The organism is Rhodococcus sp. IEGM1339, assembly GCF_050321925.1.
Taxonomy (GTDB): domain Bacteria; phylum Actinomycetota; class Actinomycetes; order Mycobacteriales; family Mycobacteriaceae; genus Rhodococcus; species Rhodococcus pyridinivorans.
Genome location: NZ_JBNQFT010000022.1, coordinates 22387 through 47931, shown reverse-complemented (window position 1 = coordinate 47931; position 25545 = coordinate 22387). Strand labels below are relative to the sequence as shown.

General features: G+C 68.4%; 27 protein-coding genes. 12 read left to right on the top strand and 15 right to left on the bottom strand.

What is annotated here, in order from left to right:
• Nucleotides 1-31: 31 nt before the first annotated feature.
• Nucleotides 32-1429 (bottom strand): NAD(P)H-quinone dehydrogenase, encoded by a 1398-nt coding sequence (locus ACQR3U_RS18320; RefSeq protein WP_019288536.1) that lies wholly within the window; start codon nucleotides 1427-1429, stop codon nucleotides 32-34.
• Between the two features lie 211 nt (nucleotides 1430-1640).
• On the opposite strand from ACQR3U_RS18320, the gene ACQR3U_RS18315 reads away from it, so the two are divergent.
• On the top strand, nucleotides 1641-2111 hold the full coding sequence (locus ACQR3U_RS18315) for a gamma-glutamylcyclotransferase (protein ID WP_006550151.1): 471 nt from the start codon (nucleotides 1641-1643) through the stop codon (nucleotides 2109-2111).
• Nucleotides 2112-2123: 12 nt separating this feature from the next.
• Here ACQR3U_RS18315 and ACQR3U_RS18310 read toward each other — a convergent pair whose 3' ends face one another.
• The 6 genes from ACQR3U_RS18310 to ACQR3U_RS18285 all read right to left on the bottom strand — a co-directional run bounded on the left by ACQR3U_RS18310 (nucleotide 2124) and on the right by ACQR3U_RS18285 (nucleotide 8935).
• Nucleotides 2124-3170 (bottom strand): ABC transporter ATP-binding protein, encoded by a 1047-nt coding sequence (locus tag ACQR3U_RS18310; protein ID WP_006550150.1) that lies wholly within the window; start codon nucleotides 3168-3170, stop codon nucleotides 2124-2126.
• Nucleotides 3167-4654, bottom strand: coding sequence for an ABC transporter permease (locus ACQR3U_RS18305; RefSeq protein ID WP_230811355.1), 1488 nt, complete (start codon nucleotides 4652-4654; stop codon nucleotides 3167-3169). Before ACQR3U_RS18305 ends, ACQR3U_RS18310 begins: the two co-directional genes overlap by 4 nt.
• Before the next feature lie 74 nt (nucleotides 4655-4728).
• Entirely contained in the window at nucleotides 4729-5772 is a 1044-nt protein-coding gene (locus tag ACQR3U_RS18300; protein WP_006550148.1) for an iron ABC transporter substrate-binding protein, read from the bottom strand.
• 71 nt (nucleotides 5773-5843) lie between these two features.
• Nucleotides 5844-7001 (bottom strand): M20 family metallopeptidase, encoded by a 1158-nt coding sequence (locus ACQR3U_RS18295; RefSeq protein WP_006550147.1) that lies wholly within the window; start codon nucleotides 6999-7001, stop codon nucleotides 5844-5846.
• Nucleotides 6998-8158 carry a M20 family metallopeptidase gene (locus ACQR3U_RS18290; protein ID WP_024101547.1) on the bottom strand — a complete coding sequence of 387 codons (1161 nt, stop codon included), beginning with the start codon at nucleotides 8156-8158 and terminating at the stop codon, nucleotides 6998-7000. Before ACQR3U_RS18290 ends, ACQR3U_RS18295 begins: the two co-directional genes overlap by 4 nt.
• Before the next feature lie 78 nt (nucleotides 8159-8236).
• The gene (locus ACQR3U_RS18285; protein WP_230811354.1) at nucleotides 8237-8935 is read right to left on the bottom strand and encodes an enoyl-CoA hydratase/isomerase family protein; all 699 of its coding nucleotides are present in this window, start codon (nucleotides 8933-8935) and stop codon (nucleotides 8237-8239) included.
• Nucleotides 8936-9001: 66 nt separating this feature from the next.
• Between ACQR3U_RS18285 and ACQR3U_RS18280 the strand changes: the two genes are divergently transcribed.
• Nucleotides 9002-9814, top strand: a complete 813-nt coding sequence (locus ACQR3U_RS18280) for a purine-nucleoside phosphorylase (protein WP_006550143.1) — start codon at nucleotides 9002-9004, stop codon at nucleotides 9812-9814.
• Nucleotides 9811-11310, top strand: coding sequence for a phospho-sugar mutase (locus ACQR3U_RS18275; RefSeq protein WP_230811353.1), 1500 nt, complete (start codon nucleotides 9811-9813; stop codon nucleotides 11308-11310). Before ACQR3U_RS18280 ends, ACQR3U_RS18275 begins: the two co-directional genes overlap by 4 nt.
• 54 nt (nucleotides 11311-11364) lie before the next feature.
• On the opposite strand, the gene ACQR3U_RS18270 is transcribed toward ACQR3U_RS18275, so the two are convergent.
• The gene (locus ACQR3U_RS18270; protein ID WP_230811352.1) at nucleotides 11365-12066 is read right to left on the bottom strand and encodes an MspA family porin; all 702 of its coding nucleotides are present in this window, start codon (nucleotides 12064-12066) and stop codon (nucleotides 11365-11367) included.
• Between the two features lie 165 nt (nucleotides 12067-12231).
• Nucleotides 12232-12855 (bottom strand): uracil phosphoribosyltransferase, encoded by a 624-nt coding sequence (gene upp / locus ACQR3U_RS18265; RefSeq protein ID WP_024101551.1) that lies wholly within the window; start codon nucleotides 12853-12855, stop codon nucleotides 12232-12234.
• A 112-nt stretch (nucleotides 12856-12967) separates the two neighbouring features.
• Between upp and ACQR3U_RS18260 the strand changes: the two genes are divergently transcribed.
• Genes ACQR3U_RS18260 through ACQR3U_RS18240 form a run of 5 tightly spaced genes read left to right on the top strand, consistent with a single transcriptional unit; the run spans nucleotide 12968 to nucleotide 16334 of the window.
• Nucleotides 12968-13303 carry a type VII secretion target gene (locus ACQR3U_RS18260; protein ID WP_230811351.1) on the top strand — a complete coding sequence of 112 codons (336 nt, stop codon included), beginning with the start codon at nucleotides 12968-12970 and terminating at the stop codon, nucleotides 13301-13303.
• Nucleotides 13300-14295, top strand: coding sequence for a C40 family peptidase (locus ACQR3U_RS18255; protein ID WP_024101553.1), 996 nt, complete (start codon nucleotides 13300-13302; stop codon nucleotides 14293-14295). The genes ACQR3U_RS18260 and ACQR3U_RS18255 overlap by 4 nt, the downstream gene beginning before the upstream one ends.
• A gap of 60 nt (nucleotides 14296-14355) precedes the next feature.
• A complete protein-coding gene (locus ACQR3U_RS18250) occupies nucleotides 14356-14670 on the top strand; it encodes a hypothetical protein (protein WP_006550134.1) in 315 nt (104 codons plus the stop codon).
• On the top strand, nucleotides 14667-15035 hold the full coding sequence (locus tag ACQR3U_RS18245) for a YbaB/EbfC family nucleoid-associated protein (protein ID WP_121208949.1): 369 nt from the start codon (nucleotides 14667-14669) through the stop codon (nucleotides 15033-15035). The genes ACQR3U_RS18250 and ACQR3U_RS18245 overlap by 4 nt, the downstream gene beginning before the upstream one ends.
• A 60-nt stretch (nucleotides 15036-15095) precedes the next feature.
• The gene (locus tag ACQR3U_RS18240) at nucleotides 15096-16334 is read left to right on the top strand and encodes a hypothetical protein (protein WP_064853108.1); all 1239 of its coding nucleotides are present in this window, start codon (nucleotides 15096-15098) and stop codon (nucleotides 16332-16334) included.
• A gap of 195 nt (nucleotides 16335-16529) precedes the next feature.
• Here the strand turns inward: ACQR3U_RS18240 and ACQR3U_RS18235 are convergent, their stop codons facing one another.
• The 3 genes from ACQR3U_RS18235 to ACQR3U_RS18225 are packed head-to-tail and all read right to left on the bottom strand — an operon-like array spanning nucleotide 16530 to nucleotide 19367.
• Nucleotides 16530-17615: an adenosine deaminase gene (locus ACQR3U_RS18235; RefSeq protein ID WP_230811350.1), complete on the bottom strand. Its 1086-nt coding sequence runs from the start codon at nucleotides 17613-17615 to the stop codon at nucleotides 16530-16532.
• 56 nt (nucleotides 17616-17671) lie between these two features.
• Complete coding sequence (locus ACQR3U_RS18230; RefSeq protein WP_230811349.1) at nucleotides 17672-18955, bottom strand: thymidine phosphorylase; 1284 nt, start codon at nucleotides 18953-18955, stop codon at nucleotides 17672-17674.
• Nucleotides 18948-19367, bottom strand: coding sequence for a cytidine deaminase (locus ACQR3U_RS18225; RefSeq protein ID WP_006550129.1), 420 nt, complete (start codon nucleotides 19365-19367; stop codon nucleotides 18948-18950). Before ACQR3U_RS18225 ends, ACQR3U_RS18230 begins: the two co-directional genes overlap by 8 nt.
• 253 nt (nucleotides 19368-19620) lie before the next feature.
• On the opposite strand from ACQR3U_RS18225, the gene sdhC reads away from it, so the two are divergent.
• From sdhC to ACQR3U_RS18205, 4 genes are read left to right on the top strand one after another with little or no spacing between them, the layout of a single operon-like run.
• Nucleotides 19621-20028, top strand: coding sequence for a succinate dehydrogenase, cytochrome b556 subunit (gene sdhC / locus ACQR3U_RS18220; RefSeq protein WP_071935442.1), 408 nt, complete (start codon nucleotides 19621-19623; stop codon nucleotides 20026-20028).
• A 1-nt stretch (nucleotide 20029) separates the two neighbouring features.
• Nucleotides 20030-20470: a succinate dehydrogenase hydrophobic membrane anchor subunit gene (locus ACQR3U_RS18215; protein WP_006550127.1), complete on the top strand. Its 441-nt coding sequence runs from the start codon at nucleotides 20030-20032 to the stop codon at nucleotides 20468-20470.
• Between the two features lie 15 nt (nucleotides 20471-20485).
• Nucleotides 20486-22237 (top strand): succinate dehydrogenase flavoprotein subunit, encoded by a 1752-nt coding sequence (sdhA, locus tag ACQR3U_RS18210; protein ID WP_006550126.1) that lies wholly within the window; start codon nucleotides 20486-20488, stop codon nucleotides 22235-22237.
• Complete coding sequence (locus ACQR3U_RS18205) at nucleotides 22237-23013, top strand: succinate dehydrogenase iron-sulfur subunit (RefSeq protein WP_006550125.1); 777 nt, start codon at nucleotides 22237-22239, stop codon at nucleotides 23011-23013. The genes sdhA and ACQR3U_RS18205 overlap by 1 nt, the downstream gene beginning before the upstream one ends.
• 128 nt (nucleotides 23014-23141) lie before the next feature.
• Here ACQR3U_RS18205 and ACQR3U_RS18200 read toward each other — a convergent pair whose 3' ends face one another.
• The 3 genes from ACQR3U_RS18200 to trpS form a co-directional block, all read right to left on the bottom strand.
• On the bottom strand, nucleotides 23142-23372 hold the full coding sequence (locus tag ACQR3U_RS18200; RefSeq protein ID WP_230811348.1) for a LapA family protein: 231 nt from the start codon (nucleotides 23370-23372) through the stop codon (nucleotides 23142-23144).
• 68 nt (nucleotides 23373-23440) lie between these two features.
• Nucleotides 23441-24469 carry a YhjD/YihY/BrkB family envelope integrity protein gene (locus ACQR3U_RS18195; protein WP_230811347.1) on the bottom strand — a complete coding sequence of 343 codons (1029 nt, stop codon included), beginning with the start codon at nucleotides 24467-24469 and terminating at the stop codon, nucleotides 23441-23443.
• Nucleotides 24470-24485: 16 nt separating this feature from the next.
• Entirely contained in the window at nucleotides 24486-25526 is a 1041-nt protein-coding gene (trpS, locus tag ACQR3U_RS18190; protein WP_006550121.1) for a tryptophan--tRNA ligase, read from the bottom strand.
• Nucleotides 25527-25545 lie beyond the last annotated feature (19 nt).

Genomic DNA, 25545 nt, shown 5'->3' with positions numbered 1-25545 from the left:
GGATCGCCGCGAATCCCGCCCCGTCCGGTGCCTAGTCCAGATCGTCGTGGCGCATCAGCTGGCGGGCGGCCTCGGTGACCGATCCGCTCAGCGACGGGTAGACCGAGAAGGTCTGCGCGAGGTCGTTGACCGACAGGTTGTTCTGCACCGCCAACGCTATGGGAAGGATGAGCTCGGACGCGGTCGGGGCGACGACCACACCGCCGATGACCACACCGGTCGCGGGGCGGCAGAAGATCTTCACGAAACCGCGCCGCAGGCCGGACATCTTGGCGCGCGGGTTGGTGTTGAGCGGGAGCATGACTGTGCGGGCGGGCACCTCGCCCTTGTCGATCGTCGCCTGACTGACACCGACGGCGGCGATCTCGGGACGCGTGAACACTGCGGCCGCAACGGTTTTCAGCTTGATGGGGCTCACGCCTTCGCCGAGCGCGTGGTAGATCGCGATGCGGCCCTGCATGGCCGCGACCGACGCGAGCGGCAGCAGTCCGGTGCAGTCGCCCGCGGCGTAGATGCCGGGGACGGCGGTACGGGAGACGCGGTCGACGGGAAGGTAACCGCCCCGGTCGAGTTCGAGCCCGACCCTGTCGAGACCGAGATCCCGGGTGTTGGGCACCGAGCCGACGGTCATCAGCACATGGCTGCCCTCGACGATGCGGCCGTCGGCGAGGAGCACGCGGACGCCGTCCTCGGTGCGTTCGACCCGGTCGGCGCGGGCGTGCTTGACGAGGGTCACACCGCGCTCGGTGAGGACGTCCTCGAGCACGAGAGCCGCGTCCTCGTCCTCGTGCGGCAGGATCCGGTCGCGGCTCGACACGACGGTGACCTGCACGCCGACCTCGGTGTAAGCGGAGACGAACTCGGCGCCGGTGACACCCGAACCGACGACGACGAGGTGCTCGGGAAGCTTCTCGAGGTCGTAGAGCTGACGCCAGGTGAGGATCCGCTCACCGTCCGGCTCCGCGCCCGGCAGAACACGCGGGCTCGCGCCGGTGGCGATCAGCACGACGTCGGCGTCGAGCACCTTTTCCTCGCCGGTCAGCAGCTTGGCGCGCACCTGATGGGCGGCCATGCCGGGCTGCGCGTCGACGAGTTCGCCGTAACCGGAGAACAACTTCACCCCGGCGGCCTCGAGCTTGGTGCGGATGTCGGAGGACTGCGCGCGGGCGAGGCTCTTCACACGGCCGTGCACCTGCGGCAACGACACCTCGGCACGGTCGAGTTCGATGCCCAGGTCGGCGGCGCGGCGCATGTCGGTGCGCACGCCGGTCGAGGCGATGAAGGTCTTGGAGGGGACGCAGTCGAAGAGCACGCAGGCGCCACCGATCCCGTCCGAATCGATCAGTGACACCGTCGCGCCGTACTGGGATGCCACCAGCGCCGCCTCGTATCCTGCGGGGCCGCCGCCGATGATGACGATCCGGGTCATTGTTCTCCTCTGTATCGATTCCGAAGGGTGCCGGGTCGGGCTGCACGTGAGCGCCTGGTGGGCACACACGTGGTCTCAACGCTATGCCAATGCCCCCACCTCGCGCACAGGGACCGGTGGACCCGGCACGCAACGGCCCCCGATAACTCCTCGTCCGTCCCTGCGCCGCCCCTCCGACGACTCCGGTGGACGACGGGTTAGCCTTATCCTCGTGCCGATCTACGCCGCCTACGGGTCCAACATGCATCCGGAGCAGATGCTGACGCGCTGCCCGCATTCGCCGATGGCGGGAACCGGGTGGTTGCACGGTTGGCGACTGACCTTCGCCGGCGCCGACATCGGCTGGGAGGGCGCCCTCGCGACGGTCGTCGAGGATTCGGACGCGAAGGTGTTCGTCGTGCTCTACGACGTGCCGGAGGACGACGAACGCAGCCTCGACCGCTGGGAGGGAGCCGAACTCGGTTTCCACCGCAAGATCCGCGTGCGCGTCGACACGGCCGACGGTCCGGTCCTCGCGTGGCTGTACGTCGTCGACGGATACGAGGGCGGCCTGCCGTCGGCACGCTATCTGGGCGTGATGGCCGACGCGGCCGAGATCGCCGGGGCCCCCGCCGAATACGTTCGGGATCTGCGTACCCGCAACAGTCGCAATGTGGGTCCGGGGCGTCCCGACGGCTTCTAGACGCCGGCCTTCCTACCCTCCGGGATAGAAGGGCACCGGTCGCCGGACGCTCACCGTCACCGGGTCGCCCGCCTGCAGACCGTGCAGGGTGGTGCACAGGGCACGGACGGCGATTCCCATCCCCTCGACCCGCACTTCGCTGTGTGCGCCGCCGAATGCCGTGTCGCGCACAGTGAACGATCCGGCAGCAGGGCACTTCGTCGGCGCTGCCCCGACTTCGATCTGTTCCGGTCGCAGCAGGACGCGACCCACGCCGTGTCCGGGTGAGACGAGCTGAACCTTCCCGAGCGGGGTCTGCGCGCAGTCGCCGAACGCCTCGGCCTCGAGTACGATCGCCTCCCCCACGAACTCGCCCACCGCGACGGATGCCGGCCTCCCGTAGACCTCCTCGGGCGAGCCCACCTGGGCGATCCGGCCGTCGAGCATCACCGCCAGCCTGTCGGCCATGGCCAAGGCCTCCGTCTGGTCGTGGGTCACGAGCACCGCCGCGACCGACTGTTCGCGCAGCAGCGTACGGACATCCGCGCGCAGACTCGCGCGCAGACCGGCGTCGAGCGCGCTGAACGGCTCGTCGAGCAGGACCACGGACGGTCGCGGTGCCAGTGCACGAGCCAGAGCGATCCGCTGCTGTTGCCCGCCGGAGAGCGCGCTCGGCTTACGGTGCCCGACTCGCGGAAGACCGACGAGATCCAGTAGCTCCTCGACCCGGCGTCGATGTTCCTCCCGCGCACCTCCGCGCCACGGCCGGTTCGCTCGCCCCAGACCGTAGCCGATGTTGCGCGCCACGTTCAGATGCGGGAACAACGCGCCTTCCTGCGGCACGAGGCCCACCCCGCGACGTTCGGGTGGCACGTCGGTCACGGTCACGTCGTCTACGGAGATCCGTCCCGACGCTGCGGGATGCAGCCCAGCCGCCACTCGCAACAGCGTGGTCTTGCCGCCACCCGACGGTCCGAGGACGGCGAGCAGGTCGCCGCGCGGCACGTCGAGGGTCACATCGGTGACGACTTCGGCGGCGCCGTATCGCGCGGATACATTCTCGATGGTCAGACCGGTCACTCTTCGCCTCCACTTTCCGCGCCGACCCGGCCGCGCAACAGACGTCCCAGCACGAGCGACGGCAGTGCCGCGATGAGGACGAGGATCACCGCATAGGGTGCTGCCGAGCCGTACGCGAGGGTTTCGGTATGTCGCCACATCCCAGTCGCGAGCGTGTCGTGCCCGATGGGGACGAGCAGCAGCGTCGCAGGCAGTTCCTTGGCGATGGTCAGGAATGCCAATGCCGCACCGGCGACCACGCCGGGTGCGGCGATCGGGATCGTCACCCGCAGTCCGGTGAGCAATCTTCCGGAACCGAGAGTTGCGGACGCATCTTCGAGACCCCGGGGGATCGCGGCGACCGCCGCATGGATCGACCCCACCGCGAGAGGGAGGAACAGGACCGCGTAGGCGATCACCAGCATCGGGGTCTGCTGGTACCACTGCGGGAGCAGTCGGATGCCGAAGAACACGAGCGCCAGACCGACGGTGATGCCGGGCAGCGCGAAGCCGATGTAGGCGGCGCTCTCGGTGAAGCGGGACAATCGGGAGTGCGACCGTGCGGCGTAGATGCCCACCGGAAGTGCGAGCACCGTGGTCAGCAACGCACCGAGCGCGGACACCCACAGAGTGTAGGTGGTGGCGGTCCAGATACCGGACCAGTCGACCGCGATCTGCTGTGACCTCCACAACCAGCGGGCCAGGCCCGCGACCGGAACTCCCACGCTCACGACGAGCAGAGCGGTGAGGAAGCCGATCGCCGGCCATCGCCGTGAGCCGAGCATCACGGGTTCGGCCGTGCGCGCGGTACCGGATCCGATCCGCGCGGTGGCGCCGCGGCGCGCTCTCCGTTCGGCGACGGTCAGCACCACGGCGATCGCGACCAGCACGATGCCGAAGACAGCGGCGGGCGTGCGATCGAGAAGTCCCCGATAGCTTCCGTAGATCGCCAGGGTGAACGCTTCGTAGCGCATCAATGCGATGGCGCCGAAGTCGCTGAGCGTGTAGAGCGCGACGAGCAGTCCGCCCGCCGCCGCGGTCGGCCACACCTGCCGCAAGGTGACGGTGAGGATGGCGGTCAGCCGGGACCGGCCGAGAGTGCGGGCCACTTCCTCGAGCCCCGGGTCGGCCGAGGCGAGTGCCGCCGCCACAGGCAGATAGACGTAAGGAAAGGACGCGCAGGTCAGGACGAGGGCAGCACCGACGAAACCTTCGAGCGCGGGGAACTGGGCGATCCAGACGAAGCCCGACACGTACGAGGGGATCGCCAAGGGCAGACTCAGGGCCAACGCGAACCAGCGACGGCCGGGGAGATCCGTGCGGGTCGTCAACCATGCGGCGGCGAGCCCCAGGATCAGGCATGCCACCGTGACCGTCACGGCGAGCGCGCCGCTGCGCCACACCAGTTCGAGAGTGCGTGGACGGAACACGAGCGAGACGACCCGTTCGGGTCCGTCCGCGAACGCGCGCATCACCAGGTGCGCGACGGGTGCGAGCGCGAACACGGCAACACCCAGCGCGGCCGTGGCCAGGATCGGCCGGCCGCGTCGGGTACCGACGCGCGGCGTCGCGAGGGTGATCAGATGAATTCCAGTTCCTGCAGGAGCGCCTGTGTTTCGGCCAGGGACGCCAGTTCGGCCAGTTCGATGTCGGAGGTCCCGATCTCGGAGAGCGGGCGCAGGTCGGTCTGGGTTTCGGTCCCCTCGACGACCGGATACTCCGCGGTCTCGTCGGCGAAATAGGTCTGCGACTCGGGCGAGAGCAACGCTGCCACGAACTGCTCGGCCTGCTCGCGCTGGTCGGTAGTGGCGAGCACCGCGGCGCCGGCGATGTTCACCAGGGCACCGGGATCGCCCGCGTCGAAGAAGTGGAGCTGCACGGCAAGGTTGTCGGCGCCCTTCTCGTCCGCGAGCCCGTACCAGTAGTAGTGATTGGTGAGGCCGAGGGTCACCTGGCCGGTGTCGACGCCCTCCATGAGAGGTCCGTTGCCTTCGAAGGCGACCGGTTCGTTGGCCTTGAACGCCTCGAGCCATTCGCGGGCACCGTCCTCGCCCCGGGAGACACGGAGTCCGGTCACGAACGACTGGAACGACGCATTGGTCGGCGCGAAACCCACCTGGCCCTTCCACTTCGGGTCGAGGAGCCCGTCGATCCCGCTCGGCAGGTCCTGCGGCTGCACCTTGTCGTCGTTGTAGACCAGGACGCGAGCCCGTGCAGAGGTGGCGACCCAGGTGCCGTCCTCCGCGCGGTAGTTCTCGGGCACCTGATTCGTCACACTCGCGGGCAGCTGCTCGAGCAGACCCGAACGGTCGAGCAGACCGAGCGCGCCGGCATCCTGGCTGAAGACCACATCGGCGGGCGATGCGGCACCTTCTTCGACGAGCTTGCCCGTGATCTCCGGCGTGCCGCCGTAGACGACGTCGATCGGGAAACCGAGAGTGCCTTCGAGTTGTTCGACGAGCGGGCCCACCAGGTTCTCGCTACGCCCGGAATAGAGCGTGAGCGCCTCCCCGTTCGAAGCGTCCGGGGTGGTGTCGCCCGAGCCGCTGTCGCTGCACGCGGCGAGAACGGCGACGAGCGTGGCTGCCGTCAGCCCTGCGCCGATCCGGTGTCGAAGGGACATCGATTCCTCCTGGTATGGGTGAGCTCACACATCCTACCGTTCAGGTAAGCCTGAGCTTATTTCGGGCTGCGTCACGCAGCGCCGAGAACCAGATTCGTCATCACCCGCACACCCACGGCCAGCGCCCGCTCGTCGAGATCGAAGGTGGGCTGGTGGATGTCGAGTTCGGGCCCGACCCCCGGCCACACCCCGAGCCGCCCCATGGCGCCGGGGACGTGTTCGAGATACCACGAGAAGTCTTCTCCCCCACCGGATTGTGGGGTGTCCGCGAGGGCGTCGGGGCCGGTCGCGCGGATCGCGTCCTCGAACATGCGCGCCGACACCTCGTCGTTGACCACCGGCGGCACGCCGCGGCGATAGTTCAGTTCGTAGCTGACACCGGTGGGCGCGAGCAGACCGTGCACGATTTCGCGGACCATCGGTTCGAGCAGCTGCCAGGTGTCGTGGTCGCCGGTGCGGACGGTGCCCGCGAGCATGCCGGTGCGCGGGATCGCGTTCGGTGCCTTGCCGGCGCTGACCGCACCCCACACCATGACGGTGCCGGTGCGCGGATCGATGCGACGGCTGAGCATGCCGGGAAGACCCGTAATGACGGCACCGAGGCCGTAGACGAGATCGCCGGTCAGGTGCGGCCGGGAGGTGTGCCCACCGGGTGAGTCGAGGACGAGTTCGACAGTGTCGGCCGCCGAGGTGATCGCCCCGACCCGCATACCGACCTTGCCCGCCTCGAGACGCGGGTCGCAGTGCAAGGCGAAGATCCGCGCGACCCCGTCGAGTCCGCCCGCCGCGACGACGTCGAGCGCCCCGCCCGGCATGACCTCCTCCGCGGGCTGGAAGACCAGCCGGACACCGATCGGCAATTCGGGCATCGAGGCCAGCGCCAGACCTGCACCGAGCACGACGGTGGTGTGGGCGTCGTGCCCACACACGTGCGAGACACCGGGGACGGTGGATTCGAACGGCAGGCCGGTGGCCTCCTGCATCGGCAGGGCGTCCATGTCTGCACGCAGGGCGATGCGCGGTCCGCCGGTCGGACCGAGATCGCAGATCAGGCCGGTGCCGCGAGGCAGGACCTTCGGCTCCAGTCCGGCCGCGCGCAGGTGCTTCGCGACGAACTCGGTGGTGGCGTACTCCTGCCGGGCGAGCTCGGGATTCGCATGGATGTGACGGCGCCAGAGCGAGAGGTCCTCGGTGTGGCGGTCCAACCACTTCTCGACGTAGGGGTTCATCGACGGCCGGCCTGTTCGAGGAGCCGTGCCCGGTGGACCGGATCGGTCGCCGCGCGTACGGCGGTCGCTGCGAGCGCACGCGCTCCGTCGAGTACTGCCCGATCGGCGGACTCGGTGACACACGCGGCCGCGAATGCAGCCTGATGTGTCACCGCGCCACCGGAGTCGAGTCCGATGACCGGATGGATTCCCGGCACCACGTTCGTCACGTTTCCCATGTCGGTACTGCCCAGGGGGCGCGCTCCTTCCTCCTCGACGGGCAGCGGTCGGCGCCCGAGATCGATGATCTCCTCACGATATGCCTGCACCAGCCACGGATCGGGAGTGAGTTCGGTATAGGTCGGCGAGACCGTCCGGATCCGGTGGTTGCATCCGGTGGCCAGCGCCCCGGCGGCGAAGCAGTTGCGTGCGCGGTCGACGAGGTCGTCGAGGAGTTCGCTCGTCCCGGCCCGCAGGTAGTACAGCAGTTCGGTGTGGCTGGGCACGATGTTCGGTGCCGTCCCGCCCTGCGCGACGATGCCGTGGATCTGTTGCCCGGGATGCAGGTGCTGCCGCAGCAGTCCAACCGCGACCTGGGCGACGGTCGCAGCGTCGGCAGCGTTGAGCCCGTATTCGGGGGCCGCGGAGGCGTGCGCCTCGCGGCCGTCGTACTCGACGGCGATGTCGGCGAGGGCGAGCGACGTCGCCCCGGTGATGTCGAACGGGCCGGGATGCACCATCATCGCCGCACCGACGCCGTCGAAGACGCCGCGTTCGAGCATGAGGACCTTGCCGCCGCCGGTTTCCTCCGCGGGGGTTCCGATGACGCGGACGGTCACGTCGAGTTCGTCGGCGAGCGCAGCGAGACCGATCCCGGCGCCCACGGCCGACGCCGCGATGATGTTGTGGCCGCACGCGTGCCCGATGCCCGGCAGTGCGTCGTACTCGGCGCAGAACGCGAGGACGAGTTCGCCGCTGCCGAACCGCGCATCGAAGGCGGTGGGCAGGTCGGCGATGCCGGTGGTGACCTCGAAATCGTGGTCGCGCAGCACCTCGACGATCTTCGCGGCGCTCCGGTGTTCCTCGAACGCGAGTTCCGGTTCGGCGTGGATGGAATGCGACAGGCCGACGAGGGTGTCGGAAGCAGCCTCGATCGCCGTGGCGTAGTCGGTCGTCACGGGGTCCAGTCTGTCATGCTCACCGCGTCCCGATCGATCGGCGCGTACGACCGGTTCGTCGACTTCGCGGCGGGGCGATCAGCCGAACCGGAAGTTCGACGCGTCGGTCCGGATCTCCAGTGCCGAGATCAGCGGCGCGTGCAGACCGCGCTTGATGCCCGACAGATTCGGCCCGCGGGTGGCGGTGAGCGCCGCTGCGCGCTCGACCGCCGTTGAGAGCACGGCGTCACCGGTGACGGCCTGCTCGGCGATGCCCGCGGCCACGGCGTCCTCACCGCCGTAGCGACGGCCGGTGGTGATGGCCTCGACCGCCGTCTGGATCGGCAGGCGGAAACGGATCAGCGCGGACATCCCGACGGTGAACGGCATGTTCAGCTGCACCTCGGGCAGACACCAGTAGCCGCGGTCGCCGCGCATCACCCGGAAGTCGTGCACGAGCGCGAGCATCGCGCCGGCACCGAAGGCGTGCCCCTGCACGGCCGCGACCGTCGCCGCCGGGAAGGTGAGCAGCCGCACATAGAGGGCGTGGACGGAGTCCAGATAGCCCGGCAGATCCGGCAGGTTCGCGCCGACCCAGTCGATGTCGAGTCCGTTGCTCCAGAACTTTCCGGTCGCCGCGGTCACGAGGGCGGCGGGTCCGTCGTGCGCTTCCACCTCGTCGAGGAGGGAGTGGATCGCGGCGAGACGATCGGGGTGGAACCGGTTCTCGGAGACCTCCGCGTCACGGTCACCGAGATGCAGGACGAAGACGTCGCCGTCACGTTCGAGGTAAGGCATGCGCGTCAGCATACCGCGCCTACTTACCCACGAGTAACAAGCTGTGAGCGATTAGGGTCCGATGCCATGGGAGAACCCGATCACGTCTTCGACCCCACCGCGGCCGCCGACGCCGCAGCCGCCGCTCTCGCCGAACGGACGGGGGTCGCCGAACACTCCGTCGCCGTCGTCCTCGGGTCCGGCTGGCGGGCCGCAGTCGAGAGTTTCGGCATCCCCGTCGCCACGATCCCGATGAGCGAGCTGCCCGGCTTCGCACCGCCGACGGCGGCAGGGCATGCCGGGAACATCCACTCCGTGCGCGCCGGTGACAACGCCGTCCTCGTCCTCGCCGGCCGCATCCACGCCTACGAGGGGCACGACCTCGCCCGCGTCGTCCATCCCGTGCGCACGGCAGTCGCAGCGGGTGCCCGCACCGTCGTCCTCACCAATGCGGCGGGCGGCATCGATCCCGAGTTCTCCGTGGGACAACCGGTTCTCATCTCGGACCACCTCAATCTCACCGGTCGCTCGCCGCTGGTGGGTGCCCAGTTCGTCGACCTCGTCGACGCCTACTCGCCGGATCTTCGTGCACTCGCCTGCGAGATCGATCCGTCGCTGCGCGAAGGGGTCTACGCCGGTCTGCCCGGGCCGCACTACGAGACCCCGGCGGAGATCCGGATGCTGCGCACCCTCGGCGCCGACCTCGTCGGCATGTCCACGGTCCACGAGACCATCGCGGCGCGCGCGGCCGGAGCGCGCGTGCTCGCGGTCTCGCTGGTGACCAACGCCGCGGCCGGCATCACCGGCGCTCCCCTCGACCACACCGAGGTACTGGCCGCGGGTCGTGCGGCCGCGACCCGGATGGGCGATCTTCTGCGCGATCTGGCGGCCCGGCTGTGACGCTGCGATTCGGCACCGCGGGGTTGCGCGGCCCGGTCGGCGACGGACCGGACTGCATGAACGTACCCGTCGTCGTCCGCACCACCGCCGGACTCGCGGCGTGGCTCGAGGCGAACGGGCAGGGCGACGGCACCGTCGTCGTCGGCCGCGACGCCCGTACGGGCTCGGCGGAATTCCACACCGCCGCGGCAGAGGTTCTCGCCGCGGCCGGCTTCGAGGTCGTCGCCTTCGGAGAGCCGCTCCCCACCCCGCTGACCGCCTTCGCGGTACGGGCGCTGGGCGCCGTTGCGGGCGTGCAGATCACGGCATCGCACAATCCCGCCGCCGACAACGGGTACAAGGTCTATCTCGCCGACGGAGCGCAACTGGCCGCACCCGCCGATCGGGAGATCGAAACGGCGATCGACGCCGTCGGTTCCGCCGCGGACGTGCCCCGGATGCCGGTCGCGCCGTCGGGTGACGACCTCGTCGACCGCTATCTCGCCCGGGTCGCGTCGCTCCCCCGCTCACCGCACCGAGGCATGCGCATCGCCCTGACGGCACTGCACGGTGTCGGCGGCGAGACGGCAGTCGCGGCCCTGCGTTCCGCGGGATTCGACGACATCCACGTCGTGGCGTCCCAGTTCGCACCCGACCCGGCGTTTCCCACCGTCGCCTTCCCCAACCCCGAGGAACCGGGCGCAACAGAGGCTCTGCTCGCGCTGGCGGCCGAGGTCGACGCCGACATCGCCCTGGCGCTCGATCCCGATGCCGATCGTTGCGCCGTCGGTGTCCCGGGCCCGCGGGGATGGACGATGCTGCGCGGCGACGAGACCGGGGTCCTGCTCGGCGACCGGATCCTCGCGTCGTCACCGCCCGGCTCACTGGTCGCGACCACCATTGTCTCGTCGACCATGCTGGGGCGACTCGCGACCGCACGCGGCGCGCGATATGCGCAGACGCTCACGGGTTTCAAGTGGCTCGCCCGCGCCGGTGACGGCCTCGTCTACGCGTACGAGGAGGCGATCGGGCACTGCGTCGATCCGGACGCTGTGCGCGACAAGGACGGCATCGCGACCGCCGTAATGGTCGCCGACTACGCGGCCGATTTGAAGCAGGCCGGCCGGACACTGCTCGACGCACTCGACGACCTGCATCGCGAACTCGGTGTCCACGTCGGCGATCAGGTGTCGATCCGCGTCGACGACCTGCAGCGCATCGGCACCGTGATGACGCGACTGCGTGCGGAGCCGCCGACGACCCTCGCGGGTCTGGAGGTGACCGCGACCGATCTCGCCGAGAGCCCGGGACCGATGCACACCGACGCTCTCGTCTTCGAGAGTCGCGAGGACGTCGCGGGCGGGCCGAGGGTGCGCGTGGTGGTGCGCCCCTCGGGCACCGAACCGAAGCTCAAGGTCTACCTGGAGGTGGTCACGGAGCGGGACCGCCCGGCGGCGGAAGCGATACTCGACGCCCTGCGCGGATGGGCGGCCTCGCTCGGTGACGAGAACCCCTGACCCGGCCGGATCCGGCCGGGCCAGGACCCGATTCGATCAGACCTGCTGCTGCAATCAAACCTGCTGCGGCACACCGTAAGTGACGACGGTGTTCCGGTCGGCGGTGACAGCCTTCAGGTACGGACGGATCATCACCGGCCCGATGGCTCCCGAGACCGAGCCGTGCACGCCGGCGATCCGGATGGTCGTCGAGCTGCCGTCGAACTCGAAGCCCTCGACGATCGGGACGGACGTGATGCCGCCCGGCTCGAGCGGGATCTCGATCTCCTGGGACGGGATGATGTCGCCGCTGAGCGAACCACCCGCCTCCAGGCCGAGATCGAGCGAGGCACCACCTTCGTTGTCGAGCGAGAGGCCGATGGCCGCACCGTTGTCCACACCCCAGGACAGGCTCGGAGTGATGACGGTGACCGTCGCCCCCGGCAGCGCGACCGGGTAGCCGACCTGGAAACCGACCTCCACCGCCGTCCCGACGAAGTTCGCCGCATTCGGACCGGTGATCCGAACGGTAGCAATCTCGTCGTGGAAGAACTCGACACTCAGCGGTGAGCTGTCGAGCGGCGGCACCGACTGTGTCGAGGTGTCGGCCTGGATCACTTCGATCGCGTGCCCTCCGTCCAACGGGAGGATACGCGAGTTGTCGACAGCAGCCGCAGCCGTGCCGTGACTCGTCACTGCGGCGAGGACGGCGACCGCGACCACCGAAGCCGCTCTGACACTTCCACGAATCAGATTGCGGGAGAAGATTCTTGCCATTCCGCCGACCCCATCTCCGGCTGTACCTACGCAGTGGACTTCACACGGAGCACACCGAGCGTAAGAAGAAATCGAGACCTGCGGGTTGTTTTTCGATAACGAGATGACTGCGGTCGGGTGTCACATCCGTACCGTCAGTCACACGAGTAACACACGACGCGCGGTTTATCGCGGCCCGAACTGCCTGTCCCCCGCATCGCCGAGACCCGGCACGATGTACTTGTTCTCGTTGAGACCTTCATCGACCGACGCCGTGACCAACCGGACCGGATGACCCGAGGCAGCAAGGGCCTCGACGCCCTGCGGCGCCGCGACCACACAGATCGCGGTGATATCCGTGGCACCGCGCTGGGCGAGGATGTCGAGAGTGTGCACCATCGACCCCCCGGTCGCGAGCATCGGGTCGAGCACGAAGACGGGAAGACCCGACAGGTCCTCCGGCAACGACTCCAGATAGGGCACCGGCTCGAAGGTCTTCTCGTCACGAGCGAGACCGACGAAACCGACCTGCGCCTGGGGAATCAGGGCGTGGGCCTGTTCGACCATGCCGAGGCCGGCGCGAAGAACCGGGACGAGCAGCGGAGGCTGCTGCAACCGTACCCCCGTCGTCACCGCGACCGGCGTCTTGACGTCGAACGTCTCGGTGGGCGCATCGCGCACCGCCTCGTAGACGAGCATCTGGGTGAGCCGCCTCAACGCGTGCCGGAAGGCAGCGTTGTCGCTGCGTTCGTCGCGAAGGATGGTCAGGAGCGAAGCAGCGAGCGGATGGTCGACGACGAGCGAATCCATGTCCGAAGGATAGAACGACGGAACCGATCGGCAGTCGGGTGCGTCGAACCAGGCAGGGACGGAACCCTCCGAAGGTGCCGAATCCCACATCAACGACGCGAGAGGCGACGAGGTGACCGAGAACTCCGGTAGGGACGCGATACGGATCGACACGAGTGCCGTCGGGAGGTTCGGCGACGACGCCGTCGAACTCGCCGCGCGCCTGCACGAGGCCGCCGAACGGACAGGGCACGGCGACCCCTCGGCGCTGAGCGCCGCACTGGGTCCGATCGGGGCACCCGTGCTCGCCGCTCTCACCGCGACCCACTCCGCGCACGTGCGCGATCTCGGCCGGCTCGGCGACCTGCTCGGCGGAATGGGAGACGCCGCGAAGGCCTCCGTGGCCGCCTACGAGCACACCACCGACGACACCGCCGCACGACTCGACTCCGTCGTGGAGTCACTGTGATCGGAGGGGATCTGCTCGTCGCTCCGCTGACCGGCCTGCTCGACGCGTTCGGCACCGCGCTGCCACCCGGCGTCGATCCGGGCGAGATGGTGCGCATCGGTGCGCAGTGGGCCGAGGAGGTACATGCGACCGGGCGCGACGCCGTCGCCGAGCTCGCCTGGGCCTGGGGTGGCCCGGCCGCCTCGCAGGCGATCGCGAGTGCCGAGCAGGTCCTCGCCGACGTCCTCGCGGCGGCCGATCGTGGGTCGGCACTGGCCGGGATCGCGCTCGAGGCGACCGTCACGGTGGTCACCGGTGCGGCCGAGATCGCTCGTCTCGTCGACTCGTTCGTCACCTTCGCCGAGCAGGCCGCACCCGCGACGTCGCTTCCACAGGGGCAGCTCGCGCTCCTCGCAGTGGCGATCGACCACCTCGTCGCCGGGCTGGACGTGCTGACACAGGTGACCGGAACGCTCGCGGAGCTGACCGATCGGGCGTCCGCACTCCTTCCACCCGAGCCCTCCGCTCCCCCGATCGACTCCGGCCACCATCCCGGCCCCGACCCGGCCGGCGACGAGCCACGTTCGCTCCACACCTTCGGTGGAGGGCTCTCGACGGGCGTGGAGGTGCGGCTTCCGGACGGCAGCGTCAGCCTGGCACCGAACGAGACCGCTGCGGCAGCGGTGCGTCACGCCCTCGCCCAGCAGGGCACCCCGTACGTGTGGGGCGGCACGAGTCCCGGCTCCGGCCTCGACTGCAGCGGACTGACGCAGTACGCCTACGCGCAGGCTGGGGTCGAACTGCCGCGGTTGGCCCAGGAACAGGACGTCGGCACACGGGTGGATCCTGCGGCCGCCCTGCCCGGAGACCTCGTCGTGTGGGACGGGCACGTGGCGATGGTGGTGGGCAACGGCCTCATGGTCGAGGCGGGCGACCCCGTCTCCGTGACGCCGATGCGCACCAGCAACGGTGGAATGGCCTTCCACGGTGTCTACCGCCCGACCGCCGGCTGATTCCGGAGAATCTCCGCACCGGGAGGGAACCGGCCGGGCTCGCGCTGCGTCCAACCCGATATGGACAGCACGACGACGGAACCGATCACGGCCACCGCCCACAACCGGGCCGGGACGATCTCGGTGCGCACGACGGACGGTGGACTACCCGTGGACCTTCGCATCGACCCCCGCGAGTTACGTTACGGAGCAAGGCAACTGGCCGATCAGATCCTCGCCTTGAACCGGCAGGCCGCTCTCGAGGCCGCGGTGGTCCGCGGCGAACGCCTCGCCGCCGAAGGTGTCCCCCGCGAGATCCTCGACCGGATGCGGCTGCCGTCCCGCGCCGACCTGGCGGACGGACCGACCGATCGTCGTGGAAGTCTCGTTCGATGAGCGAACCGATGGTGGAGGCGATCGTCGACCGAGCCCACGTCCGGCTCGATGCGCTCGAACGCACGGTGGAGAGGCTCGGCGCGGTCCGGGGCACCGCGAGCAGTCCCGACGGACGCGTGACCGCCCGTGTGGACGGTTCGGGAGCGCTCGAAGGACTCGTGCTGGCCGAGCCGATCGGCGGCACCGACCCCCGCGAACTGGCCGCGGTGATTCTCGCGACCGTGCACGACGCCGCACGGCAGGCCGCTGCCGCGCGCGTCTCCGCGATGGACGAGCTCCGCGCGGCCCTCGACGCGAGCGACGCCGGTCCGGTCGCCGTCGGTCACCACCCGGTCACCGTCGGCGACCGTCCGGTAACGCGATGAAACCGATAGCGAGCCGCCCCCGGCTATATTCTCGGCGCCGACATGGCTAGGCTTCGCGCCATGGCTGGAGACATCGTCCCGATCGAGCTCGGTCTCACCGACGGCAACCTCGTGACGCTCTGGGCGCCGCGCTGGCGCGAAGGCGACGACGAGTGGGAGGCATTCCTCGGCCACGGCGACGATCTGTACGCCTTCCCGTCGGTCCCCGAGCTCGTCGCGTTCGTGCGTTCGGGTGCCGACAACGACCTCGTCGAGCACGAGGCGTGGCCGATCGTGTCCAAGCTTGCGGCCTCGGAGTTCGAACCCGACGAACCGCACACCTACGACCTCGTCGGCGTCCCCGAACTCGTGGCCGACGATCCGGATCCCGTGTCGGTGTCCGAGCTGCAGGACACCTTCGACATCGTGAGCATCCTCGGCGACGTCTGCGATCTCGACGTCGTGACGAAGTTCTTCGAACGCGAGGAGATCGACCTCCTGTTGCAGCACGGTGTCTCGGCCTTCCGCACGCGTGAGGGCCTCGACCTGTGGAATCGCGTCGGAACCGCGGTCGCGCAGGACTGGGACGGCGTGATCGACGCGCTCGACGCCGTGATCTCCACTCCCGACGTCGATGCTGCCGTGGTCGCCGAGATCGAATCCGAGCTCGTCGCGGTCGACGAAAACGAGGTCGAGGCCGACGACACGGTCGAGGACGTCGACGCCGACGACGAGTACGAGTTCATCGACACCGATGACGAGGACGACGGCTACGAGTTCTGGGCCCGGGTCGGCATCGATCCCATCCGGATCATCACGACCGACGGCACCTGGTACTCGCTGCGGTGCTACGTGAACGACGACGCCGTCTTCCTCGGCCACGACGGCACGATCGACGTCTTCCCGTCCGAGCGCGCGCTGGCCCGCCACCTCGCCGACAACCACGACCACGACCTCGCGACGCTCGAGCCGTACACGGAGATCCAGCTCGCCGCCGTCGACGGATCGCTCGACGTGACGGTCACCGACGACAACGTCTATGTGCTCACCGGGATCGCCGACGACATCGCTCAGGGTGTTGCGGCCGTCGACCCCGACCAGCTCGAACTCGCGGTCGAGTTGTTCGTCGACGCAGCGAACTTCGCGGACGACGACTCGACGGAGGCCGCGCTCGCCGCGTCCACGGAACTCGGCTGGTTCGTCAACCACGTGATCGAACCCGACTCGGGACACACGGCACCCAAGCCGCCGTTCGACACCGAATCCCTCGCCTGGCGCGAGCTCGAGCGCGAGTTCGAAGCGCGACTGCGTCGGCACTGACGCGCGTCGCGTCGGGTCGGCACTGACGCGCGTCGCGTCGGGTCGGCACTGACGCGCGTCGCGTCGGGTCGGCACTGACGACAGCTCCACTTGGGCACTCCGGCGCGCGAAGTGGTCACAAGAGCGCGTTGTAACGCGCTCCGATGACCATTTCCCGCCCCGCGCACCCATAGAGGTATCTGCGGGTCGCGGTCTCTACCCGACGAGGACGGCGTATCCAGGCTTGATGACGTCGTCGATCAGTTCCAGTCGCTGGTCGAACGGGAGGAAGGCCGACTTCATCGCGTTGATCGTGAACCGTTCGAGGTCGACCCAGCTGTAGTCGAAGGTCTCGACGAGCCGCACCATCTCCTGCGTCATCGTGGTGTCGCTCATCAACCGGTTGTCGGTGTTGACGGTGACGCGGAAGCGCAGGCGGGCGAGCAGGTCGAAGGGATGCTCGGCGAGCGTGCGCACCGCGCCGGTCTGCACGTTCGACGACGGGCACAGTTCGAGGGGGATGCGCTTGTCGCGGATGTAGTTCGCGAGCCGGCCAGGAGTGGCGGTTCCGTCGTCGTGCACTTCGATGTCGTCGACGATGCGCACACCGTGGCCGAGTCTGTCGGTGCCGCAGAAGGCGACCGCTTCGTGGATGGACGGGAGCCCGAACGCCTCACCGGCGTGGATCGTGAAGTGCGCGTTGGCCGCGCGGGTGTACTCGAAGGCGTCGAGATGACGGCTGGGCGGGTTGCCCGCTTCGGCGCCGGCGATGTCGAATCCCGCCACGCCGCGGTCCCGGAAGCGCACGGCGAGTTCGGCGATCTCCAACGAGCGTGCAGCGTGCCGCATCGCAGTGAGCAGGCAGCGCACCCGGATGCGACGACCACCGGCGGCCACCTCCGATTCCCCGGCGCGGAAGCCTTCGAGGACGCGCTCGACGACCTCGTCCAGAGACAGTCCCTTCTCCAGGTGCTGCTCGGGCGCGAACCGCACCTCGGCGTACACCACGCCGTCGTCGGCGAGGTCGAGGACGCACTCGCGTGCGACGCGTTCGAGTCCTTCTGCCGTCTGCATCACGGCGACGGTGTGCTCGAAGGTCTCGAGATAGCGTTCGAGCGACCCACTGTCGGCGGATTCGCGGAACCAGCGGGCGAGATCCGCTTCGGTGTCCGCGGGCAACGACCACCCGCACGCGTCCGCGAGTTCGAGGACCGTCCGGGGACGGAGTCCGCCGTCCAGGTGATCGTGTAGGACCACTTTGGGTGCGGTGCGAACGAGTTCGGGAGTCAGACGGCCGTTCATGATCGGGACGGTAGTCGGCGGCGGCCGGTTCCGCTCGGTCTCCGGCCACCGAGCCCCTACGCCCGGATCCGTTCGATCACGAGCGGCTGCCGAACGGGGGCCGTGTCGGAGATTCGGACACCGCCGCGGAGGGCGGCGAGCGCGTCGGGGATACGTCCCGGAGTGTCGGTGTGCAGCGTCGCGATCGGCTGCCCCGCGCGGACGCGATCACCGAGGACCGCGTGCAGTTCGATACCGGCCCCGGGCTGCACGTCCTGACCCTGCCGTTCGCGGCCGGCTCCGAGCCGCCAGGCGGCGATACCGACCTTGTACGCGTCGAGTTCGGAGACCACCCCGTCCGCGTCGGCGTGGAAGGTCTCGGTGTGGGTCGCGACCGGCAACGGCGCCGCGGGGTCGCCGCCCTGGGCGGCGATCATCGCGTTCCACCGGTCCATTGCGGTGCCGTCGCGCAGTCGGTCGGCGGGATCGACATCGTCGACACCGGCGGCGGCGAGCATCTCGCGGGCCAGGGCCAGGGTCAGCTCGACGACGTCGTCGGGTCCGCCGCCGGCGAGCACCTCGACGGCCTCCCGGACCTCGAGCGCGTTGCCCGCCGTGCGCCCGAGCGGGCTGTCCATGCGGGTGAGCAGGGCCGTCGTGGGCAGCCCTTCGTCGGTGCCGAGTTCGACCATGGTGCGCGCGAGCTCGCGGGCCTCGCCGAGTTCCTTCATGAAGGCGCCGCTGCCGACCTTCACATCGAGGACGAGGGCTCCGGTGCCCTCGGCGATCTTCTTGCTCATGATCGAGCTGGCGATGAGCGGGATCGACTCGACGGTCCCGGTGACGTCGCGCAGCGCGTAGAGCTTGCGGTCGGCGGGGGCGAGATCGGCACTCGCCGCGCACACGACCGCACCGACGGCCGGGTCGCTGAGGATCTCGGCGATCTCCGCGGTGGTCAGATCGGCCTTCCAGCCGGGGATCGCCTCGAGCTTGTCCAGGGTGCCGCCGGTGTGACCGAGACCGCGGCCCGACAATTGCGGGACCGCGACGCCGCAGGCCACGACGAGCGGTGCGAGCGGCAGTGTGATCTTGTCCCCCACACCGCCTGTCGAGTGTTTGTCGACGGTGCGCAGGCCGAGAGCGGAGAAATCGAGACGGCGACCGGAGTCGATCATGGCGGTGGTCCAGCGTGCTGTCTCGGCCCGACTCATGCCGCGGAACCAGACTGCCATCGCCAGGGCCGACATCTGGGCGTCGGAGACGATCCCGTGGGTGAACGCCTCGATGACCCAGTCGATCTCGGCGCCGGAGAGCTCGTGTCCGTCGCGCTTGCGGCGGATGACGGTGACGATGTCAGGCACGGCGGTCCTCGTTCTCCCGCACGGCCGCCAGATCGTCGGGGCCGAACGCGTCGGGGAGGAGCTCGCAGAGGCGACGCGGGCCACCCTGGGCGTCGACCTCGAGATCGGGACCGCCGTGTTCGAGGAGCACCTGCCGACACCGGCCGCACGGGGTCAGGACGTGGCCTCGGGAGTCGCAGACGGCGACGGCCCGCAGACGCCCTCCACCCTGGGCGAACAAGTTACCGACGAGTACACATTCGGCACACAGTCCCAGTCCGTGTGAGACATTTTCCACATTGCACCCAAGGACCATCCGACCGTCGACGGTGAGGCCGGCAGCCCCCACCGGGAACCCGGAGTAGGGGGCGTAGGCTCGACCCATCACCTCATGTGCTTTGGCGCGCAACATTTTCCAGTCGATGTCCGGCATGGTTCCCCATCCTGTCACGGTGGCGTGGACGACGATAGGCGACCCCCACTGCGCCAGATCACAGTTGGAAAGGCAAACCTAACTTCGCTTTTGGGGCCTGTACGAATGGCGCAGGAGATTGGTTCCCGAGTTTGGGATGGGTCTAGAGTCGATCCAAGTCGGTTCAGGTTCACGTCGGGCCCGTACTGCGGAATCCCCCACAGGTAGGAGCAGCTCGACGCGTCCACCATTGACGTTGGAGGCACAGCACTCGATGAGCAGCACGACTGAAGCCGCCCCCGCAAAGGCGGGGCGCACACGGTCGCTTTACCGGGGAGATCCCGGCATGTGGTCCTGGGTATTGCACCGGATCACGGGCGTGGCGACATTCTTCTTCCTTTTCGTCCACGTCCTCGACACCGCACTCGTCCGGGTCAACCCCGAGACCTACGACGCGGTGATCGATACGTACAAGAACCCGATCGTCGGCCTCATGGAGCTCGGCCTGGTCGCGATGGTCCTGTACCACGCACTCAACGGCCTGCGGGTCATGCTCGTGGACTTCTGGTCGAAGGGCCCGAAGTACCAGCGCGTGATGCTCTGGACGATCCTCGCGATCTGGTTCGTGGTGATGATCCCCGCGGCCGTTCGCATCCTCTTCAACACGTTTGCGGGGCACTGACATGACCGAAGCGAAGACTCTGGGTAAGGAATACGACCGGCCCGCAGGCCTCGACAACCCGCGCACGCCGCGGCGTGCCGCGAAGAACAACTTCGAGCTCTACGCCTGGTTGTTCATGCGCCTGTCCGGCCTGGCCCTGATCATCCTGGTCCTCGGTCACCTCTTCATCATGCTGATGCTCGATGACGGCGTGCACCGCATCAACTTCGCGTTCGTCGCAGGCCGCTGGTCCAGCCCGTTCTGGCAGTTCTGGGACCTGTCGATGCTGTGGCTCGCACAGCTCCACGGCGGTAACGGTCTGCGCACCGTCATCGCGGACTACGCACGTAAGGACTCCACCCGGTTCTGGCTCAACACGATCCTCGTCGTGTCGATGATCCTGATCATGGGCCTGGGCACCTACGTGATCTTCACCTTCGACCCGAACATCACGGCGAGCTAGGGGAGCCGAACCTTCATGCAGGAACATCGTTACGACGTAGTCATCGTCGGCGCCGGCGGCGCCGGCATGCGTGCGGCCATCGAAGCCGGCCCGCGTGCGCGCACCGCAGTGCTCACGAAGCTCTACCCCACCCGCAGCCACACCGGCGCCGCTCAGGGTGGCATGTGCGCCGCCCTCGCGAACGTCGAAGAGGACAACTGGGAGTGGCACACCTTCGACACCGTCAAGGGTGGCGACTACCTGGTCGACCAGGACGCTGCGGAGATCATGGCCAAGGAGGCCATCGACGCCGTTCTCGACCTCGAGAAGATGGGTCTTCCGTTCAACCGGACGCCCGAGGGCAAGATCGACCAGCGTCGCTTCGGTGGTCACACCCGCGACCACGGTAAGGCCCCGGTCCGTCGCGCGTGCTACGCCGCCGACCGCACCGGCCACATGATTCTGCAGACGCTGTACCAGAACTGCGTCAAGCACGACGTCGAGTTCTTCAACGAGTTCTATGCACTCGACATCACCCTCACCGAGACCGAGAACGGTCCCGTCGCGACGGGTGTCATCGCGTACGAGCTCGCGACCGGCGAGATCCACGTCTTCCACGCCAAGGCCATCGTCTTCGCGACGGGCGGCTCGGGCCGTATGTACAAGACGACGTCGAACGCCCACACCCTCACCGGTGACGGCCTCGGCATCATCTTCCGCAAGGGCCTCCCGCTCGAGGACATGGAGTTCCACCAGTTCCATCCGACGGGCCTGGCCGGTCTCGGCATCCTCATCTCGGAGGCCGTGCGCGGTGAGGGCGGCATCCTCCGCAACGCCGACGGCGAGCGGTTCATGGAGCGTTACGCCCCCACCATCAAGGACCTCGCGCCCCGCGACATCGTCGCCCGCTCGATGGTGCTCGAGGTGCTCGAGGGTCGCGGCGCCGGACCGAACAAGGATTACGTCTACATCGACGTGACCCACCTCGGCGAGGACGTCCTCGAGGAGAAGCTCCCCGACATCACCGAGTTCTCCCGCACCTACCTCGGTGTCGACCCCGTCACCGAGCTCGTGCCCGTGTTCCCGACCTGCCACTACGTCATGGGCGGTATCCCGACCAACGTCGACGGCGAGGTCCTCCGCGACAACGAGAACGTCGTGCCCGGCCTGTACGCGGCCGGCGAGTGCGCGTGCGTGTCCGTCCACGGCGCCAACCGTCTCGGCACCAACTCGCTGCTCGACATCAACGTCTTCGGTCGTCGCGCCGGCATCGCCGCCGCGGAGTACGCCAACAGCACGAAGCACGTCGAGATGCCCGAGCAGCCGACGAAGTACGTCGACGACTGGCTCGATCTGATCCTGCACCAGGGCGGCAAGGAGCGGGTGGCCGACATCCGCACCGAGCTGCAGCAGACGATGGACAACAACGCGTCGGTGTTCCGCACCGAGGAGACGTTGACGCAGGCGCTCAACGACATCCACGAGCTGAAGAAGCGCTACAAGGAGATCACGGTCCACGACAAGGGCAAGCGCTACAACAGCGACCTGCTCGAGGCGCTGGAGCTCGGCTTCCTCCTCGAGATGGCCGAGGTCACCGTCGTCGGCGCGCTGAACCGCAAGGAATCGCGTGGCGGACACGCCCGCGAGGACTACCCGAAGCGCGACGACGAGAACTTCCTCAAGCACACCATGGCGTACAAGGTGGGCGAGGAACTGATCTCCGACATTCGCCTGGACTACAAGCCGGTGGTCCAGACCCGGTACGAGCCCATGGAGCGTAAGTACTGATGACAACCATCGAGAAGACCGACACGGGCGCGTCGACACTGCCACCCGTGCCCGAGGGCGCGACGATGGTCACCCTCAAGATCGCCCGGTTCAACCCGGAGGACGACAAGGGTCAGCACTGGGATTCGTTCCAGGTGCCGGCGCTGCCGTCCGACCGTCTGCTCAACCTGTTGGGCTACGTCAAGGGTTACCTCGACGGCACGCTCACTTTCCGTCGCAGCTGCGCCCACGGCGTGTGCGGCTCGGACGCGATGCGTGTCAACGGCGTCAACCGTCTCGCCTGCAAGATCCTCATGAAGGACATGCTGGACAAGAACGGCAAGGACGTCACGATCACGATCGAGCCGATCCGTGGCCTTCCGGTCGAGAAGGACCTCGTCGTCGACATGGAGCCCTTCTTCGACGCCTACCGCGCCGTGAAGCCGTTCCTCATCGCCTCCGGCAACGAGCCGACCCGCGAGCGTATCCAGTCGCAGGCCGACCGTGCCCGGTTCGACGACACCACCAAGTGCATCCTGTGCGCGTGCTGCACCACCTCGTGCCCGGTGTACTGGAGCGACGGCAGCTACTTCGGTCCCGCCGCGATCGTCAACGCGCACCGGTTCATCTTCGATTCGCGTGACGAGGGTGCCTCCGAGCGGCTGGACATCCTCAACGACAAGGAAGGCGTGTGGCGCTGCCGCACCACCTTCAACTGCACCGACGCGTGCCCCCGTGGCATCCAGGTGACGAAGGCGATCCAGGAGGTCAAGCGCGCGCTCATGTTCGCTCGCTGATCACCTCGCACGACAGCAGGTCCGTCCCTTCGGGGACGGGCCTGCTGTCGTCGGTGCCTACTCCGCTGTGCCCACTCCGCTGTGCCCACTCCCCTGTGCTCCGTTGCCGGTGGCCGCACCGATGCGGATCAGCGTCCGCGTGCGAACAGGAAGCCCGCGACCCACCCGACCGCGAAGATGATGACGAGCACCAGCCACAGCGGTGCCTGCAGCGAGATCCAGAAGAGGTCGATGCTCGTACTGTTGCGGTTCTGGAGAACGAACAGCGCAGCGAGCAGGACCAGGACGGCCGCGAGCGCTCTGCGCGGAGTCACCCGGAACGCGCGTTGGGACGCGGCGGATCGCGACTGTTTTGCCACGCCTCCATCGTCGCCCGTCCGCGGCACGATCGGCACCCCCGAACCGAGTTTTCACCCCGGGAGTTCGCTCATTTCCTCCGGAAGCGCAGCCCGGCGAGGAGTCCACCGACCAGGCCCGCACCGAGGATTGCGGCGCCGCGGCGCGCGTCGAGACCCTCGTGCACCTCGAGGCGAGGCGTGATGACCGCCCCTGTAGGCGCGGGATGGTGTGCGAGTGCGAGGCTCGCTCGGGACGTCGCTGCGAACGCGGTGCAGAAGAGCACCAGGCGGGCCGTGAGGTTACCGAACACGAGGATGCCGAGGATCGGGCCGAAGGCGACGCCGGCCGGGCCGTTGAGCACACGTTCGAGGTAGATCGAACCCGTCTGCTTGAGCAGTTCGAAACCGATCCCGGCGATCGCACCCGCGACGAGCGCGCTGCGGAACGGAACGGGTTCGCGGGGCAGGCGAGCGATCACCCAGGTGAACACCAGACCGGTGGCGGCAGTGGCCGCCACCAGAGCCAGAATTCGCAGACCCACGCCGATGCCGACGAGATTCTCCATGTTGAGCAGCTCGACGATCCTGCGCGCGATCGGCCCGCTGCTCAGCGCCGAGAGCCCCAACGACACGGTCATCGCGAGTCCGAGACTGAGAAGTGCGCCCCCGTCGCGCAACTTCACTACGAAGAAGTTGCCCTTGTCGCGCGGGTGCTCCCACATGGCGGTGAGGGCTTCGCGAAGATTCGTGATCCAGCCCAGACCGGCATACGAGGCGGTGAGCAGGCCGATGAGGCCGACCGCGCCGCGGGATTCGATCGCCGAGTCGATCAGGCTCTGCACGGTGCCGCCGAGCTGACCGGGAATGTTCTCGGAGATGACCTGCCGGATCCCGTCGAGCAGTTCGGGTCGCCCGGCAAGCACGAAACCGGCCAGCGAGAACACGACCATGATGATCGGGACGATCGCCAGCACCGTGAAGTAGGTCAGACCGGCCGCGTAGTAGTCGCCCTTGTTCTCCTGGTACCGAACCCCGGCCCGGAGGATGCGGTCGAGCACGGGATGGGCCGCGCGTTGACGCTCGAGAAATCCCGGCTTCTCGTCGGGTTCGCCGGCCATCCGGGTGCTCCTTCGTCTAGGTCCGCGGCAGGAAACCCACCTTGTCATAGACCTGCGCCAAGGTGCGGGATGCGACCTCGCGAGCGCGGTCCGCGCCGCCCGCGAGAATGCGGTTCAGTTCGGCCGGGTCGGCCAGGTACTCGTCGACCTTGGTGCGGATCGGGGTGACGAACTCGGTGAGGACCTCTGCGGTGTCGGCCTTCAGATCGCCGTAACCCTTGCCCTCGTAGCCGGCGACGAGTTCGTCGACGCTGCGACCCGACAGCGCAGACTGGATCGTGAGCAGGTTCGACACCCCGGGCTTGTTCTCCCGGTCGAAACGGATCTCCCGCTCGTTGTCGGTCACCGCGGAGCGGATCTTCTTCGCCGACACCTTCGGATCGTCGAGGAGATTGATCAGGCCCGCGTCGGTCGTCGCGGACTTGCTCATCTTCGACGTCGGATCCTGCAGATCGTAGATCTTCGCGGTCTCCTTCACGATCGTCGGCTCGGGGACGACGAAGGTCTTGCCGAAGCGGGAGTTGAAGCGCTGCGCGAGATCTCGCGTGAGTTCGAGGTGCTGACGCTGGTCCTCCCCCACCGGCACGTGGCTCGCGCGGTAGAGCAGGATGTCGGCGGCCATGAGGATCGGATAGGTGAACAGGCCGACGCCGGCGTGCTCGGTGCCCTGCTTGGCCGACTTGTCCTTGAACTGCGTCATCCGGCTGGCCTCACCGAAACCGGTGATGCAGCTCAGGACCCAGGCGAGCTCGGCGTGCTCGGGCACCTGGCTCTGCACGAACAGCACGGACTTCTCCGGATCGATACCGATCGCGAGCAACTGCGCCACGGAGACGAGCACTCGCTTGCGCAGCAGCTTCGGCTCGTGCGGAACGGTGATCGCGTGCAGATCGGGGATGAAGTAGAAGGCGTCGTTCTCGTCCTGCGCCGGAACCCACTGCGCCAGCGCCCCGAGGAAGTTCCCGAGGTGGAACGAATCCGAGGTGGGCTGGATGCCGGACAGCACACGGGGGCGGGCCTTCGGCTTCGTGGCGTTCTGTTCTGCAGTGCTCGACATGCCGTCGATGATTCCACGC

Excerpts from the sequence above, each read along its gene's own strand:
- ACQR3U_RS18320 (WP_019288536.1), bottom strand. The coding sequence starts at position 1,429 with ATGACCCGGATCGTCATCATCGGCGGCGGCCCCGCAGGATACGAGGCG.
- ACQR3U_RS18300 (WP_006550148.1), bottom strand. The coding sequence starts at position 5,772 with ATGTCCCTTCGACACCGGATCGGCGCAGGGCTGACGGCAGCCACGCTC.
- ACQR3U_RS18295 (WP_006550147.1), bottom strand. The coding sequence starts at position 7,001 with ATGAACCCCTACGTCGAGAAGTGGTTGGACCGCCACACCGAGGACCTC.
- ACQR3U_RS18285 (WP_230811354.1), bottom strand. The coding sequence starts at position 8,935 with ATGCCTTACCTCGAACGTGACGGCGACGTCTTCGTCCTGCATCTCGGT.
- ACQR3U_RS18280 (WP_006550143.1), top strand. The coding sequence starts at position 9,002 with ATGGGAGAACCCGATCACGTCTTCGACCCCACCGCGGCCGCCGACGCC.
- ACQR3U_RS18270 (WP_230811352.1), bottom strand. The coding sequence starts at position 12,066 with ATGGCAAGAATCTTCTCCCGCAATCTGATTCGTGGAAGTGTCAGAGCG.
- upp (WP_024101551.1), bottom strand. The coding sequence starts at position 12,855 with ATGGATTCGCTCGTCGTCGACCATCCGCTCGCTGCTTCGCTCCTGACC.
- ACQR3U_RS18250 (WP_006550134.1), top strand. The coding sequence starts at position 14,356 with ATGGACAGCACGACGACGGAACCGATCACGGCCACCGCCCACAACCGG.
- ACQR3U_RS18245 (WP_121208949.1), top strand. The coding sequence starts at position 14,667 with ATGAGCGAACCGATGGTGGAGGCGATCGTCGACCGAGCCCACGTCCGG.
- ACQR3U_RS18240 (WP_064853108.1), top strand. The coding sequence starts at position 15,096 with ATGGCTGGAGACATCGTCCCGATCGAGCTCGGTCTCACCGACGGCAAC.
- ACQR3U_RS18235 (WP_230811350.1), bottom strand. The coding sequence starts at position 17,615 with ATGAACGGCCGTCTGACTCCCGAACTCGTTCGCACCGCACCCAAAGTG.
- ACQR3U_RS18225 (WP_006550129.1), bottom strand. The coding sequence starts at position 19,367 with ATGCCGGACATCGACTGGAAAATGTTGCGCGCCAAAGCACATGAGGTG.
- sdhC (WP_071935442.1), top strand. The coding sequence starts at position 19,621 with ATGAGCAGCACGACTGAAGCCGCCCCCGCAAAGGCGGGGCGCACACGG.
- ACQR3U_RS18215 (WP_006550127.1), top strand. The coding sequence starts at position 20,030 with ATGACCGAAGCGAAGACTCTGGGTAAGGAATACGACCGGCCCGCAGGC.
- sdhA (WP_006550126.1), top strand. The coding sequence starts at position 20,486 with ATGCAGGAACATCGTTACGACGTAGTCATCGTCGGCGCCGGCGGCGCC.
- ACQR3U_RS18205 (WP_006550125.1), top strand. The coding sequence starts at position 22,237 with ATGACAACCATCGAGAAGACCGACACGGGCGCGTCGACACTGCCACCC.
- ACQR3U_RS18195 (WP_230811347.1), bottom strand. The coding sequence starts at position 24,469 with ATGGCCGGCGAACCCGACGAGAAGCCGGGATTTCTCGAGCGTCAACGC.
- trpS (WP_006550121.1), bottom strand. The coding sequence starts at position 25,526 with ATGTCGAGCACTGCAGAACAGAACGCCACGAAGCCGAAGGCCCGCCCC.